This window comes from Litchfieldella xinjiangensis (genome assembly GCF_000759345.1).
Lineage (GTDB): Bacteria > Pseudomonadota > Gammaproteobacteria > Pseudomonadales > Halomonadaceae > Litchfieldella_A > Litchfieldella_A xinjiangensis.
Map to the genome: position 1 here is coordinate 19972 of NZ_JPZL01000001.1, position 16397 is coordinate 36368.

The 16397-nt window shown below is 61.5% G+C and carries 13 protein-coding genes; 7 read left to right on the forward strand and 6 right to left on the reverse strand.

What is annotated here, in order from left to right; all coding sequences use genetic code 11:
- Positions 1-117 precede the first annotated feature (117 nt).
- The 6 genes from JH15_RS00090 (at position 118) to JH15_RS00115 (ending at position 8150) form a co-directional block, all read left to right on the forward strand.
- Positions 118-1527, forward strand: a complete 1410-nt coding sequence (locus JH15_RS00090; RefSeq protein WP_043525807.1) for a cytochrome ubiquinol oxidase subunit I — start codon at positions 118-120, stop codon at positions 1525-1527.
- A 3-nt stretch (positions 1528-1530) separates the two neighbouring features.
- Positions 1531-2532: a cytochrome d ubiquinol oxidase subunit II gene (gene cydB / locus JH15_RS00095; RefSeq protein ID WP_043525810.1), complete on the forward strand. Its 1002-nt coding sequence runs from the start codon at positions 1531-1533 to the stop codon at positions 2530-2532.
- Positions 2533-2538: 6 nt separating this feature from the next.
- Complete coding sequence (cydD, locus tag JH15_RS00100; RefSeq protein ID WP_043525812.1) at positions 2539-4209, forward strand: thiol reductant ABC exporter subunit CydD; 1671 nt, start codon at positions 2539-2541, stop codon at positions 4207-4209.
- Positions 4206-5936 carry a thiol reductant ABC exporter subunit CydC gene (cydC, locus tag JH15_RS00105; RefSeq protein WP_156105222.1) on the forward strand — a complete coding sequence of 577 codons (1731 nt, stop codon included), beginning with the start codon at positions 4206-4208 and terminating at the stop codon, positions 5934-5936. The genes cydD and cydC overlap by 4 nt, the downstream gene beginning before the upstream one ends.
- Positions 5937-5997: 61 nt before the next feature.
- Positions 5998-7002, forward strand: coding sequence for an adenosine deaminase (locus JH15_RS00110; protein WP_043528492.1), 1005 nt, complete (start codon positions 5998-6000; stop codon positions 7000-7002).
- Positions 7003-7148: 146 nt separating this feature from the next.
- A complete protein-coding gene (locus JH15_RS00115) occupies positions 7149-8150 on the forward strand; it encodes a cytochrome-c peroxidase (protein ID WP_043525814.1) in 1002 nt (333 codons plus the stop codon).
- A gap of 54 nt (positions 8151-8204) precedes the next feature.
- Here the strand turns inward: JH15_RS00115 and JH15_RS00120 are convergent, their stop codons facing one another.
- From JH15_RS00120 to xdhA, 5 genes are all read right to left on the reverse strand, one after another.
- Positions 8205-8873: a hypothetical protein gene (locus JH15_RS00120; RefSeq protein ID WP_043525816.1), complete on the reverse strand. Its 669-nt coding sequence runs from the start codon at positions 8871-8873 to the stop codon at positions 8205-8207.
- A 126-nt stretch (positions 8874-8999) separates the two neighbouring features.
- Complete coding sequence (guaD, locus tag JH15_RS00125; RefSeq protein ID WP_043525819.1) at positions 9000-10331, reverse strand: guanine deaminase; 1332 nt, start codon at positions 10329-10331, stop codon at positions 9000-9002.
- 36 nt (positions 10332-10367) lie between these two features.
- Positions 10368-11255, reverse strand: coding sequence for a xanthine dehydrogenase accessory protein XdhC (xdhC, locus tag JH15_RS00130; protein WP_231566348.1), 888 nt, complete (start codon positions 11253-11255; stop codon positions 10368-10370).
- Positions 11227-13716, reverse strand: coding sequence for a xanthine dehydrogenase molybdopterin binding subunit (xdhB, locus tag JH15_RS00135; RefSeq protein WP_043525824.1), 2490 nt, complete (start codon positions 13714-13716; stop codon positions 11227-11229). Before xdhB ends, xdhC begins: the two co-directional genes overlap by 29 nt.
- The gene (gene xdhA / locus JH15_RS00140; RefSeq protein WP_043525827.1) at positions 13700-15169 is read right to left on the reverse strand and encodes a xanthine dehydrogenase small subunit; all 1470 of its coding nucleotides are present in this window, start codon (positions 15167-15169) and stop codon (positions 13700-13702) included. The genes xdhB and xdhA overlap by 17 nt, the downstream gene beginning before the upstream one ends.
- Positions 15170-15370: 201 nt before the next feature.
- Here xdhA and JH15_RS00145 point away from each other — a divergent pair, with 201 nt between their 5' ends.
- The gene (locus tag JH15_RS00145; protein ID WP_043525829.1) at positions 15371-16003 is read left to right on the forward strand and encodes a TetR/AcrR family transcriptional regulator; all 633 of its coding nucleotides are present in this window, start codon (positions 15371-15373) and stop codon (positions 16001-16003) included.
- Between the two features lie 21 nt (positions 16004-16024).
- On the opposite strand, the gene JH15_RS00150 is transcribed toward JH15_RS00145, so the two are convergent.
- Positions 16025-16375 carry a metalloregulator ArsR/SmtB family transcription factor gene (locus JH15_RS00150; protein WP_043525832.1) on the reverse strand — a complete coding sequence of 117 codons (351 nt, stop codon included), beginning with the start codon at positions 16373-16375 and terminating at the stop codon, positions 16025-16027.
- Positions 16376-16397: the final 22 nt, after the last annotated feature.

Below are 16397 nucleotides of genomic sequence, written 5' to 3' on the forward strand. Positions count from 1 at the left end.
AACGTTCGGCTGGGCCGAATGGTAGGGATCGCGCAGGAGGCGGATCCCGTTATGCCTCGTTATGTATGGCATCACCTCGAGGAAGATTGAATTCAGGGCCCCATCAGGGAGTGTGTCATGGAGCTTGATCCCCTAATCCTGTCGCGAATCCAGTTTGCATTCGTCGTCGCGTTTCACGCGATCTTTCCTGCCTTCTCCATCGGCATTTCTGTCTTCGTTGCGTTGCTGCAGGGCCTGTTCGTGGCGACAGGCAATCCGGCTTGGGAAAGGCTCTCCATGTTCTGGACCAAGGTATTTGCGGTCGTGTTCGGGATGGGGGTCGTCTCGGGGATCGTCATGGCCTTTCAGTTCGGCACCAATTGGAGCAATTTCTCACAGGCGACCGCGAACTTCTTCGGCCCCATGCTCAGTTACGAGGTGTTGACGGCTTTCTTCCTCGAAGCGGGGTTTCTGGGGGTCCTGCTGTTTGGCCGTGATCGTGTGTCGCCGGGGGTGCATCTGTTTGCAGCGCTCATGGTCGCCTCAGGGACATTGATATCGTCATTCTGGATCCTGGCCGGCAACAGCTGGATGCATACGCCAGCGGGGGTCGAGGTGCGCGACGGGGTCTACCATGTCACCTCCTGGCTGGACGCCATTTTCAATCCATCGTTTCCTTATCGTCTGGCGCACATGGTGCTGGCCTCCTTCCTGGCCGGTGGCTTCGTGGTGGCTGGGGTGAGTGCGTGGTATCTGATTCGCGGTCATGACGTGCAGGCCAACCGCAAGGCCCTTTCGATGACCCTATGGTTATTGTTGATTGCGGCCCCGGCTCAGGCCGTGATCGGCGATTTCCATGGGCTCAATACACTCGAGCACCAGCCCGGCAAGATCGCAGCAATCGAGGGTATCTGGGAAACCGAATCCTCCGTTCCCTTGCTGGTATTCGCGATTCCCGATCAGGAAAACCAGACCAACCGATTCGAGATCGGAATTCCCAAGCTGGCGAGTCTGATCCTGACCCACGACCCCGATGGCGAATTGCCCGGGCTCGACGAGATACCTCGCGTCGAGCAGCCCCCCGTGTGGTTCACCTTCTATGGGTTCCGGATCATGGTCGGCCTTGGCATCCTGATGATCCTGTTTGCGGCGGCGGGGTTGGCGCTTAGGCCGGGGGGGCGGCTCTACACCAATCGAGCGTTCCTGCAGGGTCTGCGCCTGATGAGTGTCACGCCCTTCATTGCCCTGTTGGCCGGATGGATAACCACGGAAACGGGGCGGGCGCCCTGGGTGGTGCAAGGGATGATGACCCAGTCCGAGGGGCTGACGCCGTCGCTGACGGGCGGCATGGCCCTGTTCACCCTGATTGGCTACATGACCGTCTATGCCATGGTGTTCTGGGCGGGGATCTACTACCTGACGCGTGTAGTTCGAAAGGGCATGGAGGCCGATACGTCAGAAACCGACGAGTCGCATCGTCCCATGCGTCCCATGTCGGCTTCGCGGGTCTCGTTCGACGACGACGACACAGCTCCAGGGAGGACGTAACACATGGATCCGTATGTACTCTCGACCATCTGGGCCATCATCATCGCATTCAGCATCATCATGTACGTGGTGCTGGATGGTTTCGTGCTGGGCATGGGGATTCTTTTCCCGTTCGCGCCCGATGAGGAGGCCCGTGATGTAATGATGAACACGGGGGCGCCGATCTGGGACGGCAACGAGACGTGGCTGGTACTGGCGGGGACCGCCCTGTTGGGTGCGTTCCCTCTTGTTTATACCGTTATCTTGCCTGCGCTCTACATTGGTGTCTTCCTGATGGTGGCCGGTTTGATCTTCAGGGGCGTGGCGTTTGAGCTACGCTTCAAGGCTCACCGCTCGCGTCCGTTGTGGAACGTGGCGTTTGCCGGGGGCTCGATGGTGGCGGCATTCGCCCAAGGCGCCGTGGTAGGTGCTTATATCCTGGGTTTCGAAACGGAGAGTTCCACATTTTCGGGTGGCCCTTTCGATTGGCTCACCCCGTTCACCGTGATGACCGGGCTGGGCATGATGGCCGGATTGGCGCTACTGGGCGTCACCTGGGTGATCATGAAAACCGAAGGTCCCGTTCAGGAGTGGGCCTATCGTGTCGCACCCAGGTTGCTGGTCGGTGTGTTGGTCGTGTTTGCGATAGTCAGCCTCTGGACACCTTATGTCGACCCGGAAGTGTGGGAGCGTTGGTTCAGCCATATTCGTGTCATCTGGATCTTGCCGGCAATGGCATTGTTCTGTGCGGCGTTGTTGCTCTGGGCGCTCCGGGCGCGTCGCGAGCTGATTCCTTTTCTGGCCACCCTGGGCATGTTCTTCTTTACCTATCTCGGCCTTCTGGTGAGCCGCTGGCCTTATGTGGTGCCACCCAATTACACCTTGTGGGATGCCGCTGCCGCACCCGAATCGCAGCTGTTCCTGTTGATAGGCACCTTGTTCGTTCTGCCCATCATTCTGGGTTACACCAGTTGGGCGTATTGGGTGTTTCGCGGCAAGGTGCGTCCTGGCGAGGGGTATCATTGATCTCCCGTGGCTAAGCGAGAGGATACGCGAGACACCACACCGCGGCGTTGGCTGAATGAGCTGGCAAAGGGTGTCCGGGGTTGGCTATGGCTGGCCTCACTGCTCGGGATCGCAGCAGGCCTGTTGACCATCGTGCAGATGGGCTTGCTTGCCTGGATCGTCAGTCAGGTCATCGTGGAGGGGGCAGGGCAGTCGCAGGTGGGTTGGGCCTTTCTCGGTCTTGTCGTGGTCTTGGTTGTGCGTGCCCTGGCGCAGTGGGGCCAGGAGATCGCCGGTTTCGAGGCAGGCGTTCGCGTCAGGGACAGGGTCCGCAACGGGTTGCTCGATCACCTGGCTAGATTGGGGCCGGTGACCTTGCGTGCTTACCATAGCGGGGGGGTCGCAGGGCGACTCATGGAACAGGTGGAGGCATTGGAGGGATATTTTTCCCGCTTCCTGATCCAGCTTCGTCTCAGTGTCGCGTTGCCTGTCCTCATCCTGGGGGTCGTCGCCTGGCTCGACTGGGTTGCCGCGCTTTTCCTATTGGTATCCGCCCCCTTGATTCCGCTATTCATGGCGTTGATTGGCATGGGAGCGGAACGCCTCCAACAGGAACAATTCGCCGCCGTCACGCGTTTGGCAGGCCATTTTCTCGACCGGGTACGCGGCCTCACCACCCTTCAGCTTTTCAATCATGCCAAGCGGAGCATCGATGAGGTGTATCTCGCGGCGGATGAGTATCGGCAACGCAACATGCGCACGCTGCGGCTGGCCTTTCTCTCTTCGGCGGTGCTCGAATTCTTCGCTTCGGTCGCTATCGCAGCGGTAGCGATCTATATCGGCTTTGGTTTGCTGGGATATTTCGACTTCGGCCCGTCGGCCCAGTTGACCCTGTTCAGTGGCTTGTTCGTGTTGTTGTTGGCCCCGGACTTCTTTCAACCCTTGCGTACGCTGGCTCAGCATTACCATGACCGAGCTGCAGCGTTGGGGGCCGCCGAGGGCTTGATGGAATTACTTGCCATACCGCCGCCGGATGCGAGCCATTTCCAGGAAGGCCGGGGCGAACTATGCAGGCTACGCGAGGTCAGTGTGGACTACCCGGAGCGGGGCCGTGTGCTGGGCCCATTATCGCTGACCCTGAAAGCGGGAGAGTGTGTGGTGCTGACGGGGCCATCGGGCTCGGGCAAAACGACGCTCCTGAACGTGGTGGCGGGTTTCGTCGCACCTTCGGAAGGTGAGACCCAGGTCGATCGTACGCAGTCCTTCGCCTGGATGGATCAACAACCTTTTCTAATCCAGGGCAGCCTGGCGGACAACCTCCGGCTGGCCGTACCCGAGGCTAGCGAATCCTCCATGCGCCATGCTTTGGCTCTTGCCGGCATGGCTGATGTCGTCGAAAGCCTGCCCCAAGGGCTGTATACGCCGCTGAGCGAGGGCGGGGGCGGCTTGTCGGGGGGGCAGGCCCAGCGGCTTGCCTTGGCGCGAGTATTCCTTTCCCCGGCCCGCCTGGTCCTGCTTGACGAACCCACCGCCAGACTCGATGCCGTTAGCGAAGCGGGCATCATCGAGGGGCTACAGCGACTGATCGAGGAAGGACGCGCCGTCATGATCGCCACGCACCATCCTGAGGTCATGTCGCTTGCCTCGTGTGTGCTGTCGCTTGAGAAAGGCAGGCAGGTTGGGGAGAGGGTTCCGTGAGCGACAAGGGATTGAAAGGAGCGGTATCCGAACTGCGTCCCTGGCTGCATGTGCTGGGCCGTCGTCGGTCGCGCCTGTTGCTGGGCGCGCTGCTCATGCTCGGGACGGTAGCCTCGGGCATCGGCCTGCTGGGCCTGTCAGGGTGGTTCATTACAGCGACTGCAATAACGGGCGCGCTGTTGGCGTCGGGCGCCGTAGTGGGGCTGGATGTCTTCGTACCGGGTGGGGGTATCCGCTTCTTCGCACTTTCGCGTACGGCGACACGCTACTTCGAGCGTCTCTATAACCACGATAGCGTATTGCGGTTGCTCGCCGATCTGCGTGGCCGCCTCTTCTCGATTCTGGCGGGGCTGGATGCACACTCACTTCGTCAGCGGCGTGCCAGCGAGTGGCTCAATCGGCTGACGGCCGATATCGATACCTTGGACAGCCTCTACCTTCGCCTGCTGGCACCACCTGGGGTCGCCCTGCTGGCCATCATGGCAGTCAGCGTCTTGCTCGGGTGGCTCATGCCGGGCGGATGGTCGGTCGGACTCGTGTTGCTTGCGCTCTGGGGCTGGTCGGTAGCAGGTCAGGCGTATCTGGGCTATCCGGCCAGCCAGCGTCGCGTTGCAACCCTCGATCGCTTGCGCAGCCGGACGATCGAGCACGTTCAGGGGGTGGGCGAGCTTCGCGCCTTCGGTACGTTGGGGTGGCATCGTCGTGACCTGAGTAACGATGCCCAGTCGTTATATTGCGATCAGCGTCGGCTGGCGTATCGATCGGCATTTGGCAATGCCCTGGTTGGCCTGGGCGTGGGCTTGGCCCTGCTGGCAGCGCTGTGGTTGGGAATACAAGCCTACCGCGGTGGGGTGCTGAGTGGCCCGCTCATGGTCTTGGTGGCGTTGGTCGTGCTGGCGCTGGGCGAAGCACTGGTGGGATTGCCGTCGGCTTTCACTCATCTGGGCGCAACCCAGGCTGCTGTACAGCGTCTCAATGCCCTGCGGCGTTCCCGTAGCCGGCTTGTCGAGCCCGAGCGGCCCCGGGCGCTACCCGGCGGGGCGCTCTCGCTTCGTTTCGATGAGGTCACACTGCGTTATCCCGGTTCGCCGATCTCGGCACTGGATTCGATCTCGCTTCAGGCCGAAGCGGGGGAACGGGTCGCCCTGCTAGGCGCATCGGGCGCGGGTAAAACGAGCATAGCCCTGCTTGCTGCTCGATTGCTGGATCCCCAGGAGGGCGCAGTATTGCTTGGAGACATCGACCTACGAGAACTCTCTTTGGATGCAGTGCGCTCCCACGTGGGTTACCTGACCCAAGCCACCGAACTGTTCGATGACAGCCTGGCGAATAACCTGCGCCTGGCCGCTCCCGAGGCCAGTGAGGCGGCGTTATGGAACGTTCTGGAAATCGTCGAGCTGGATGCCTGGGTGGCGGCATTGCCTCGTCAATTGGAAACGCCAATGGGGGAAAACGGCCGTCAGGTCTCGGGTGGTCAGGTTCGTCGGTTGGGTCTGGCCCGCGTCCTGCTGCGTGACGCACCTCTAGTGATTCTGGATGAGCCCTTCTCAGGGCTCGACGCGCCGCTCGCGGCTCGTATCGCTCAGCGACTCGATCGTTGGCTTGAGGGGAGGACGGTCCTGTTTTTAGCCCATGAGCGCAGTGAAACCCGCACGTGGCTACCCCGCGTGAAACGTACCTACGCGCTGCGCGAGGGCCGGCTCGTCGATGAGGCCTCGTCTGACTAGGTAATTTTGCGCAAACGGTCAGGATAGGACAGGATAAGCAAAACTACTGACCGAGGTCATGATGTACGATTTTCTCCGGCGCTTGCCCAAGGCTGAACTGCACCTGCATATCGAGGGCTCCCTGGAGCCGGAACTGATGTTCCAGTTGGCCGAGCGCAACGCGATCACGCTGCCCTATACCTCGGTGGAGGAGGTCAAAGCGGCCTATGAGTTCGATGACCTCCAGTCCTTTCTCGACCTGTATTACCAGGGCATGGCCGTCTTGCGTACGGCAGAGGATTTTCACGATCTGGCCATGGACTACTTCCGGCGTGCTCACGCCGAAGGCGTGGTTCATGTCGAGATATCCTTCGACCCCCAGGCCCACCTGGCGCGTGGCATCGAACTGAACGTTCAAATGGAAGGATTGGGACGTGCACGGCGCCGCGCCGAGCGCGAGCTGGGGGTATCCAGCGCCCTGATCATGAGTTTCTTGCGTGACCGCCCGGCCGAGGAGGCGCTACACGTGCTCGAACAAGCCGCTCCTTACTGGGAAACCCTGGATGCCGTGGGTCTCGATAGTGCGGAGTATGGTCATCCTCCTTCCAAGTTCCGTGAGGTCTTTGCCCGAGCCAAGGCGCTGGGGATTCCACGCGTCGCACATGCGGGGGAGGAAGGGCCGGCAGCGTATATCAGCGAAGCGTTGGACCTGCTCGAGGTTTGCCGTATCGATCATGGGGTCCGCTGCCTGGAAGATCCCGTTCTGGTCGAACGGCTTCGTCAGGAGCGGATCCCCTTGACGGTTTGTCCGTTGTCGAACGTCCGCTTGAAGGTCGTAGAGCATATCGACGATCATCCCTTGCCGAAACTGCTCGAGGCCGGGTTACTTCTGACCATCAATTCCGACGATCCGGCCTATTTCGGCGGCGGGGTATTAGACAATTACCTGGCTTGCGCGCGCGCCTTCGATTGGTCGCGACAGACGTTCATACAGATGGCCCGCAACGCACTTAACGTCGCTTTCATGGAGGAGGACCGTCGCCGGGCCTTGCTGAAGGACCTGGAGTCAATTCCCTTAGAGGACTGACGTGCTTGGGTGATCGGACCCGGGCTTGACCGGCGTCAAGTTTCCGTGTGGCGACAGCCCTCATAATGGAACGAGATAAGGCAGTACAAAAGGGCGGGTGCCCCGTTCAAACGTTGCCCGTCTCGTTACCGCAAGGGAGAAACCACATGAAACCTGTCGCCTGGGGTATGGTCGCTGCGTTGGGCTTGGCTGGCCCGGCCTTCGCCGATCGCATCGCCAACGAACCCATCAAGCCCATCGAGCCCGCCACAGTGGAGAATTCGCTCAAGGTCGAGCTGGGCAAGAAACTGTTCTTCGATCCCCGGCTGTCTCGCTCGGGGTTCATCTCTTGCAACTCATGTCACAACCTGAGCACCGGTGGCAGCGATAACCTGCCGACGTCGATTGGGCACAATTGGCAGGAAGGCCCGATCAACTCGCCGACGGTGTTGAACTCCAGCCTCAGCATGGCCCAGTTCTGGGACGGTCGTGCCGAATCTCTCCAGGAGCAAGCGGCTGGCCCCATCGCCAACCCTGGCGAAATGGCCTTCACGCATAATCTGGCTGTCGACGTACTGCAATCGATTCCCGAGTATCGCCAGCATTTCGAACAAGTCTATGGTACCGAGCAGATCACCATCGATGAGGTCACCGATGCCATCGCCGAGTTTGAAGAAACGCTGGTGACGCCCAATTCACGCTTCGACCAGTGGTTGGCGGGCGACGATGAGGCGCTGACCGAAGCGGAGCTGGCAGGCTATAACTTGTTCAAGGAGATTGGCTGTGCCGGTTGCCATCATGGTCCCGCCGCGGGCGGTACTTCCTACCAGCGCATGGGCATTGTCGAAGAGTACATGACCAACAACCCGTCGCAAGGTCGCTTCGAAGTTACCGGCCAAGACCGCGATCGGATGTCGTTCAAGGTACCGACGCTGCGTAACGTCGAGCTGACCTATCCGTACTTCCATGACGGGGCTTACTGGAACCTGGAGGAGGCGGTCGATGTCATGGCGACACTGCAGTTGGGCCGTGAACTCGACGAAACCGGCATCAATAACATCGTTGCCTTCCTGCACAGCCTGACCGGGGAACAGCCCGATTTCCAACTTCCCCAGTTGCCGCCGTCCACGAAGGACACGCCGCGTCCGATTCCTTTCGAAACCGAGTGACCCTCAACCCCGCCCAGCCATGGGCGGGGTTTGCTGTCGTGTCGATAAACGGCTTCAGTTCCAGTCCGAGTCGTACTCCTGGGTAGATAGTTCGCGCATCCACTTCTTAACGAGCCGCCGCTGGCGCATGCTATCCATGCGCTCGGTGTCCAGGCTGTCGGGCATGATTGCGTAGTCATCCCTGCCTGAGGAATTGAGCAGGAAGCGACGGCGCGCCCCGATGGGGGCATCTTCCGGGCCGTACACACCAATGAGGCGGATCTCCAAGGCCACGAAGGTATTGTCACCTTTGGGATGATAGCCATCCATTTCGATGCCGCGCGACTGCGCCACGCGCAGGACCAGGTCGCTGAACGTGCCCACATGCAGGTAATCCCCTGAACCCAACGGGCCTTGGTGGGTGCTGTAGCTCACCGTTTCGCTCTCGGGCGCCTGGCTGTCGTGCTCGGATTGCTGAAAATCGCTGATATCCAAGGGCATTGTTTCGTCTTCGGTTTCCAGCACGGCAACGATATGCTGAACGTAGATTGATTCGGCACTCATGTTGCTGATCAGGCACAGGGAATGGATGTGTTTGCCGCTGCCCCGGTTGATGATGATACGCGCCCGGCGTTGCCGGCTGTAATTGGCATATAGCAGTTGGGCGTAGAAGACCCACACGAACAGGGTCAAGACGCTCGCTATGGCACTGATACTGTCGCTGTTGTTACTGATCCATCCCATTGGCACGTCCCTGTCCCGGTCGGTAGCGTCAAAGGATAGACGCTAGGCAAACTGGCGGCGTATTGCAATAAATCCAGTTGACTCCCGGTTTTTTTTTGTCCCGTTAAGCCGGTTTTTTCTGTCCCGTTAAGAAAGGGATACGTCACGCTGGTGAACACACCGGCCCCCGGCCCAGGTGGCATAGACACTCCGATCGTCGCCGAGGATCATCAAGGCGAAAAGCTGCTCCGCCAGTGTCTGTGTGCGTGCCTGACGCCGGGCAAGCAGCGGCGTCGCCCTGGGGTCGAGTACGACGAGGTCTGCCTCGTTGCCGGCGCGCAGGCTGCCGATGTGCTTGTCGAGATGCAAGGCGCGGGCGTTGCCGAGGGTCAAGCGATAGAAGCCCTGCCAGGCCGTGAGCGGTTGATCCAGCAGCTGGCCAACCTGATAGGCCGCTTTCAGCGTGGCAAAACCCGATAGGTCGGTTCCCGCGCCGATATCGCTGGCCAGGGTCACGTTGAGATTGGCCTCCCGGCAGGCCAGGCGATCGAACAGGCCGCTACCCAGGTACAGGTTGGAGGTTGGGCAGAATGCGATATTGGCACCCGCGTCGGCCAGACGCTGGCGCATGTCCTGAGTGAGATGAATGCCATGGGCGAAGGTGCTACGCGGGCCGACAAGGCCGTAGCGTTCGTAGACGTCCAGGTAGTCGCGCGATTCGGGGAACAGCTCGGCAACCCAGGCAATCTCGCCCTGGTTCTCGGAAAGGTGAGTCTGTACGTGAAGATCGGGTGCGTTGCGAAGCATGCCGCCCACGGCGTCCAATTGTTCTCCCGTTGACGTCGGCGCGAAGCGAGGTGTCAAGGCGTACCCCAATCGGCCCTTGCCGTGCCAATCGCCGATCAGACGCTCGGCATCCCGGATCCCCCCGTAGGTGTCGTCGACTAGGGCCGCGGGGGCATTGCGGTCCATATGGACCTTGCCGGCCAACATGCGCAGCCCGCGCTGATGGGCGGCCGTAAAGAACGCCTCTACCGAGTTCGGATGCGAGGTGCAGAACACTTGGGCCGTCGTGGTGCCAACGCGTAATTGCTCATCGAGAAAGGCGTCCGCCACGTCCTCGGCATGGGCGCGCTCGGCAAAGCGACACTCCTCGGGGAAGGTGTACTCGTTCAGCCAATCGAGGAGCTGGCGGCCGTAGGACGCCATTATATCCAACTGGACGAAATGCACGTGGCTGTCGATGAAGCCCGGCATCATCAACTTGTCGGTGTAGTCGATCACCTCGATCCCGGGTGGCAATTGGGGAGCGATCTCTCGGTAGTCGCCTACGGCACGAATCTGGCCGGCCTCGAGCCAGACGGCACCATCGTCGAGCTGCAGCACACTTCCCGGTGCAGGCCTGTCGCCTTCGCCGGGATCGCTGTTGAAGCTCAGCAGGGGGCCGCGCAGCACGCGCTGGTCTCGGGCATCGAGCATGAAGGTCTCCGAATCGTCTTGGGTATCAAATCTAGGCTAGGGCGTGTGCGAATCGCTGTCACCGACAAAGACCTGGCGCAGGCGGGGTGCCTCGACGCCGCGATGATCACGTCGGACAGGATCGGGTTTCAAGGACAGTAACTCTGCCATGACCGACAGGGCGATTTCGTAGGGCCGCTTGCCCTTGGCCTGCGCGATACCGATCGGGCAGCGCACCGTCGCGAGTAGCTGATCGGAATGACCAGCCTCTTGCAGGCGCCGGCGAAAGCTCGCCCACTTGCTCGTGGAACCGATCAGGCCCAGCGAGGCATGCTCGCCGCGCGCAAGCAGGGCATCGACAAGGCGGCGGTCCTCGTCGTGATCGTGGGTCATGACAAGGACATGAGCCCCCGGAGGCAGGGCAGCCACGCTGGCGTCGATCCGCTCCATCGGTGACGAGATACACGTCAGCCGTGGCTGGCTGGTATCGAGGGGCGCAAACGCATCGGGGCGGCTATCGAGCCACAGTACCTGCCAGGGCAAGGGTGCCATCAGGCCGATCAGGGCCTGGCCGACATGCCCCGCACCGAATACGGCCACCGTCATCTCGGCCCCGGAATAGGATTCGATCATGACATGCACGAAGCCGCCACAGCATTGGCCGCTTCGTCCGCCGAGCGGGAAGGCTTCCAGGCGTGTCGTGGTCTCGCCTGCCGCCAACAAGGCGCGGGCGGCTTCGATCACCTGCAGCTCGAAATGCCCGCCCCCCAAGGTGTCATGGACAGCCTGGGTGGTAATGATCATCTTGGCGCCGGGCTCGCGGGGCGTCGAGCCCGCAACCCCGACCACACTGGCCAGTGCGTGTGGCTGCGCCTCGCGCTGCAGGCGGTGCAATGCCGCATGCCACGTTGTCGTCTCACTCGCTGTCATCGGCGTCTGTTCCATGAACGGCTGCCTGGCGCAAGGACTCGGCAGCCAGCAGCACCCGCTCCGGCGTGGCCGGCGTATCCAGCGCAGGGCTCTTGTGATAGTCGGTCAGGCTCGACAACGCATCGCGCAGGGCCGACCACACCGAGATCGCCAGCATGAAGGGCGGTTCGCCGACAGCCTTGGAACGATAGATGCTGGCCTGTGAGTTGGGATGGCCTTGCATCAGGGCCACGTTGAATACCTCGGGTAGATCGCCAAACGCGGGAATCTTGTACGTGGCGGGGCCATCGCTGACCAGACGGCCGGCCTCGTTCCATTTCAGTTCTTCGGTAGTGAGCCACCCCATGCCCTGGATGAACCCACCTTCGACCTGGCCGATGTCGATCGCCGGATTGAGCGAGTCACCGACGTCATGCAGGATGTCGACCCGCGTCACCTGATACTCGCCGCTCAACGTGTCGACACTGACTTCGCTGACGGAAGCGCCATGCGCGTAATAGTAGAAGGGACGGCCCTTGGCGGTCTCGCGATCGTAGTGGATCAGTGGCGTGGAGTAGAACCCCTTGGCCGATAGGGAAATACGACCGAGATAGGCGGCCTGGACCAGCTCCCCCCAGGGGATTCGCTTGGCATCCGGGCCGTCTCCGGCTATCAGGGTGCCGTTCTCCAGACGCAGCCCCTCGCGGTCTAGCCCGCCTTGTTCGGCATTGAAATGCGTCGCGGCGAAATCCAGCAGTCGTTCCCGCAACTGGCTGGCCGCATCCTTGGCGGCCATGCCGTTGAGGTCGGCACCGCTGGAGGCCGCCGTGGGCGACGTATTGGGCACCTTGTCGGTCCGCGTGGCCGAGATACGCACCTGATCCATATCCAGGCCCAGCTCACGTGCGACCACCTGACAGACCTTGGTATGCAACCCCTGGCCCATTTCGGTGCCGCCGTGATTGATCATCACACTACCGTCGGTATACACATGAAGCAGGGCGCCCGCCTGATTGAGGTGCTTGGCCGTGAAGGAGATACCGAACTTCACCGGCGTCAAAGCCAGCCCCTTCTTGATGATGGGGCTCTTTGCATTGTATTGGCGAATCGCTTGGCGTCTCGCCCAATAGTCGCTGCTTTCCTCGAGCTGGCTGACGATATCGTGCAACAACGTGAGTTGTTCGACGCGCTGGCCGTAATGAGTAATGTCGCGTCCGGCGCGGTACAGGTTGCGCTTGCGCACCGTCAGGGGATCTTCACCCACCTGGCGGGCGATATCATCCATGGCTGCCTCGATGACCATCATCCCCTGGGGACCGCCAAAGCCACGGAAGGCCGTATTCGAGGCGGTATGCGTCCGCGCACGCTGCCCAGTGACACGGACCTGTCCCAGTGAATAGGCATTGTCGGCATGGAACATGGCGCGATCGACGATGGCCTCCGAGAGATCCGGCGAGTAACCGCAGTCGCCGATCACCGTGATGTCGCCGCCCAGCAGGACGCCTTGGTCGTCGAAGCCGAGTCGATAGCGGTTATGAAACGGGTGACGTTTGCCGGTGGCGCGCATGTCCTCGGCGCGGGGCAGCCGGATTCGTGTGGTGCGCCCGGTGCGCCGAGCGATGATGGCAGCGATGCAGGCCCAGGGTGAGGCCTGGGTTTCCTTGCCACCGAAACCGCCCCCCATGCGACGGGTTTCCACCGTAACCGCATGGAAGGGGATATCGAGCACCTCGGCGACCAGCTTCTGGGTCTCGCTGGGGTGCTGGTTCGAGGTGTAGACGATGACACCTTCATCTTCGGTCGGGGCAACCAGGCAGGCCTGGCCTTCCAGGTAAAAGTGCTCCTGACCGCCGACGAACTGCTCGCCAGCCAACACATGGGGGGCGCCCTCGAGAACCTGCTGCCAGTCGCCACTCTCTTGCACATGGGTGGGGCGCACGAACTCCTCACGCTCGGCGGCTGCTACGGGATCGAGACTGGCGGGCCGTTCATCGATCTCGATGCCGGCCTGCGTCACGGCGAAGCGGGCGGCCTTGTGGCTATCGGCGGCCACGGCGAACAGGCACTGCCCGAGATAGCTGATCGCGTCGTCGACAAAGAGCGGGTCTCCCGGAAATATCGGTCCGACATCGGTGTGGCCGGGGATATCCACGAAAGTAATCACGTCGACCACACCGGGCGAGGCCTTGACCCTCTCGAGTTCCAGGCGGGTCAGGCGACCATGGGCGACGGGGGACCATCCCAACGCGACATGCAAGGCGTCGGCGGGTGCCGGCATGTCATCGATATAGGCGGCCCGCCCCGTCACGTGCTTGATGGCGCTTTCATGCTGGCGTGAATGGCTGGCGTTGCCCTGCCCCTGGTCGTGGGTGACATCCCGGGCCAGCGGGCCATCGCCCTTGTTACGTCCGACCTGCGCCTTTCGTGCATGGGCCGACTCCGACGCGACATCTGCTTCGGCGTTGGGTGAGCCCGGCAACTTAGTGAGCGTACGCATCGAGCATCACCTCCATGCCGTTGTCTGTAGGAATCATGTCGAGAGACAACCTGAGTCGTTCCAGCAAGTTACTGGCGGCGACCAGGCGATACTCGGCGGAGCCTCGCACGTCGGACATGGGGCTCAACTCACGGCGCAGCGCCCGTTTCGCCTCGGCGAATGCCGCCTCGTCGGGTTTCTGTCCCTCGAGTGCCGCCTCGGCGGCAGGCACTCGCAGCGGAATCGCCGCCATGCCTCCAAAGGCGAGACGCACGTCACGCATCACGCCATCCTCGAGCCGCCAGGCGAATGCTGCCAGAACAGCCGAGATATCGTCTTCACGCCGCTTTGAAAGCTTCCACACCTTGAGCTGACGCGCTTCACTTCGCGGCAGGAAAATCCCCCGGATGAATTCGTTGGCCTTGAGGGCCGTCTGCTTGTAGTCGAGGAAGAAGGCGTCGATCGGCATGTCACGTTCGCCATCGGGCCCATCGAGCAATAACCGCGCATCCAGTGCGAGGAGAACTGGCGGGCAATCTCCGATGGGCGAAGCATTGGCGACGTTCCCGCCGAGGGTGCCGCGGTTGCGAATCTGCATCGAGGCAAAGCGATGCAGAAGCCGGCCAAAGGCCGGGAATTCCGCATCGAGCAACGGGGCAAGCCGGCTATAGGTTACGGCAGCGCCAACCCACCAGCCCTCGGGGTGCGCCTCGACCCGGTTCAGTTCCTCGACCCGGCTGACATCGATCAAATCATCCAGGGGCTTGAGCTGCTGTGTGGTTTCCAACCACAGGTCGGTAGCACCGGCCACCAGGCGGGCTTCGGGTCGCTCCCGCTTGAGCTCACGTAACGCCTCCAGGGAGCGCGGGATCGTATAGTGCCCCGGCGATGCGCCCTCGGTGCGCCCCATCACATCACGGCAAAGCGAGGCAACTGCTCCAGGCAAGGAAGGATCGTCGGCCCAGGTGGGATGAGTGTCGGGCTGGTCAGCCATCTGCAGGGCGGCGTCACGAATCGGTCGATACCCGGTGCAGCGGCATAGATTACCGCCCAAGGCCGATTCCAGGCGTTGCTGGGTGAACGGTGCCGGCCGGGTGCGCTGCGTTTCATGCAGTACGAACAATGACATCACGATGCCGGGCGTACAGAACCCGCACTGGCTGGCATGGCATTCCACCATGGCGGCCTGAGCGGGATGCAGTGCGTCACCACGTGACAATCCTTCGACCGTGACCAGGTGAGCTCCCTGGGCTTGATGGGCTGGAGTGATACAGGCATTGACGGTGTGATAGTTCAGGCTGCCGTCAGCCGTGGGTTCGCCAATGGCTACGGTACAGGCTCCGCAATCGCCCGAAGCACAGCCTTCCTTGGTGCCGGTATGGCCGAGGGGGCCACGCAGGAGTTCCAGCATGCTGCAATCCGGCGGGATATCGGCACACTGACGGCGTTTGCCGTTGAGGTAGAAGTCGATCATCGCAGGGTCCGCTACGTTATTGTTGGAAGACGCCACGGACAAGCCGCTACATCTCCTGTCTGACCGATTGGTCAAATAACTCAAGCGTGGCGCAAAGTGCCCTGATGTGCAAGTGGGGGCCCCGGCAGAGGAGACCAAAGGCCCGTTGCAGGCGGTTTCCGCCTACGGCAAGCTTGTGGCTTTCCCGCCAAGGGTTTAGCGATGACAACCATGAGCGCGCCGGACGCCACGCGCACCCGACGACGTAACGAGAAGGCCATTCTCGAGGCTGCCGAGCAGGTATTTGCCCGGCATGGTTACCGCGGAGCGAGCATTCAAGCCATTGCCGAGGCAGCGGCGTTGCCTAAGTCCAACGTCCTTTATTACGTAGGCAGCAAGAAGACGCTGTATGTCAAGTTGCTCGAGCGGATGATGTCACGCTGGAATGCGATGCTTGACGATATCAATGTCGAAGACGATCCCGCCCGTGTCCTGGAAGCGTTCATCCGCAGCAAGATGCAGCTCACACGTGAACACCCTCAAGGCTCACGGCTGTTCGCGGCCGAAATACTGGGTGGCGCCCCCTTCCTGCAGGAGTATCTTCGCGGTGAGCTACGCGAGTGGGTCGAGCAGCGCGCCCGTGTATTCGAACAGTGGGCCGAACGTGGCTTGATGGATCCGGTGGATCCGGTATGGCTAATCTTTTTGATCTGGTCGGCGACTCAACATTATGCGGACTTCGAAGCCCAGGTATTGGGTATCACCGACCGCCAGCAACTCAACGACACCGACTATCAGCGCATCACCGATTTCCTGTGCCAGGTGATTCTCAAGGGCTGTGGTCTGCGCGTATAGGGCGACTCACCCGGGCCATGTTCAGCAGCATCGCTGCAGTCGCTCCGGGCGGTTGCCCATCGCCGCCAGTCTGGTCTGCCACGCCCCGACGCGTACCCAGGCGCCTTGCGCTGTGCTGGAAAGGACACCGTGCACCCAAGCCGGTAGGTCAGGGTGGAGCCGATAATGTACCCATTGGCCGTGGCGTTGATCCAGAACCAGGCCACAGCGCCTGAGCTGGGCCAGGTGACGTGAGATCTTGGGCTGCGATGCGTCGAGTACCTCGGTGAACTCACAGACGCAAAGCTCATCTTCTGCCTGGATCAACAACAGGATCGCCAGCCGTGTATCATCGGCCAGACATTTGAATACCTGTATGATGTCGTCTCCCATCGAGCTCCTCCTGAGCCGTGTT

Bases quoted from the DNA above. Each gene is read 5' to 3' on its own strand.
- JH15_RS00090 (WP_043525807.1), top strand. From the start codon at position 118: ATGGAGCTTGATCCCCTAATCCTGTCGCGAATCCAGTTTGCATTCGTC.
- cydB (WP_043525810.1), top strand. From the start codon at position 1,531: ATGGATCCGTATGTACTCTCGACCATCTGGGCCATCATCATCGCATTC.
- JH15_RS00110 (WP_043528492.1), top strand. From the start codon at position 5,998: ATGTACGATTTTCTCCGGCGCTTGCCCAAGGCTGAACTGCACCTGCAT.
- JH15_RS00115 (WP_043525814.1), top strand. From the start codon at position 7,149: ATGAAACCTGTCGCCTGGGGTATGGTCGCTGCGTTGGGCTTGGCTGGC.
- JH15_RS00120 (WP_043525816.1), bottom strand. From the start codon at position 8,873: ATGGGATGGATCAGTAACAACAGCGACAGTATCAGTGCCATAGCGAGC.
- guaD (WP_043525819.1), bottom strand. From the start codon at position 10,331: ATGCTCGATGCCCGAGACCAGCGCGTGCTGCGCGGCCCCCTGCTGAGC.
- xdhC (WP_231566348.1), bottom strand. From the start codon at position 11,255: ATGGAACAGACGCCGATGACAGCGAGTGAGACGACAACGTGGCATGCG.
- xdhB (WP_043525824.1), bottom strand. From the start codon at position 13,716: ATGCGTACGCTCACTAAGTTGCCGGGCTCACCCAACGCCGAAGCAGAT.
- xdhA (WP_043525827.1), bottom strand. From the start codon at position 15,169: ATGATCGACTTCTACCTCAACGGCAAACGCCGTCAGTGTGCCGATATC.
- JH15_RS00145 (WP_043525829.1), top strand. From the start codon at position 15,371: ATGACAACCATGAGCGCGCCGGACGCCACGCGCACCCGACGACGTAAC.
- JH15_RS00150 (WP_043525832.1), bottom strand. From the start codon at position 16,375: ATGGGAGACGACATCATACAGGTATTCAAATGTCTGGCCGATGATACA.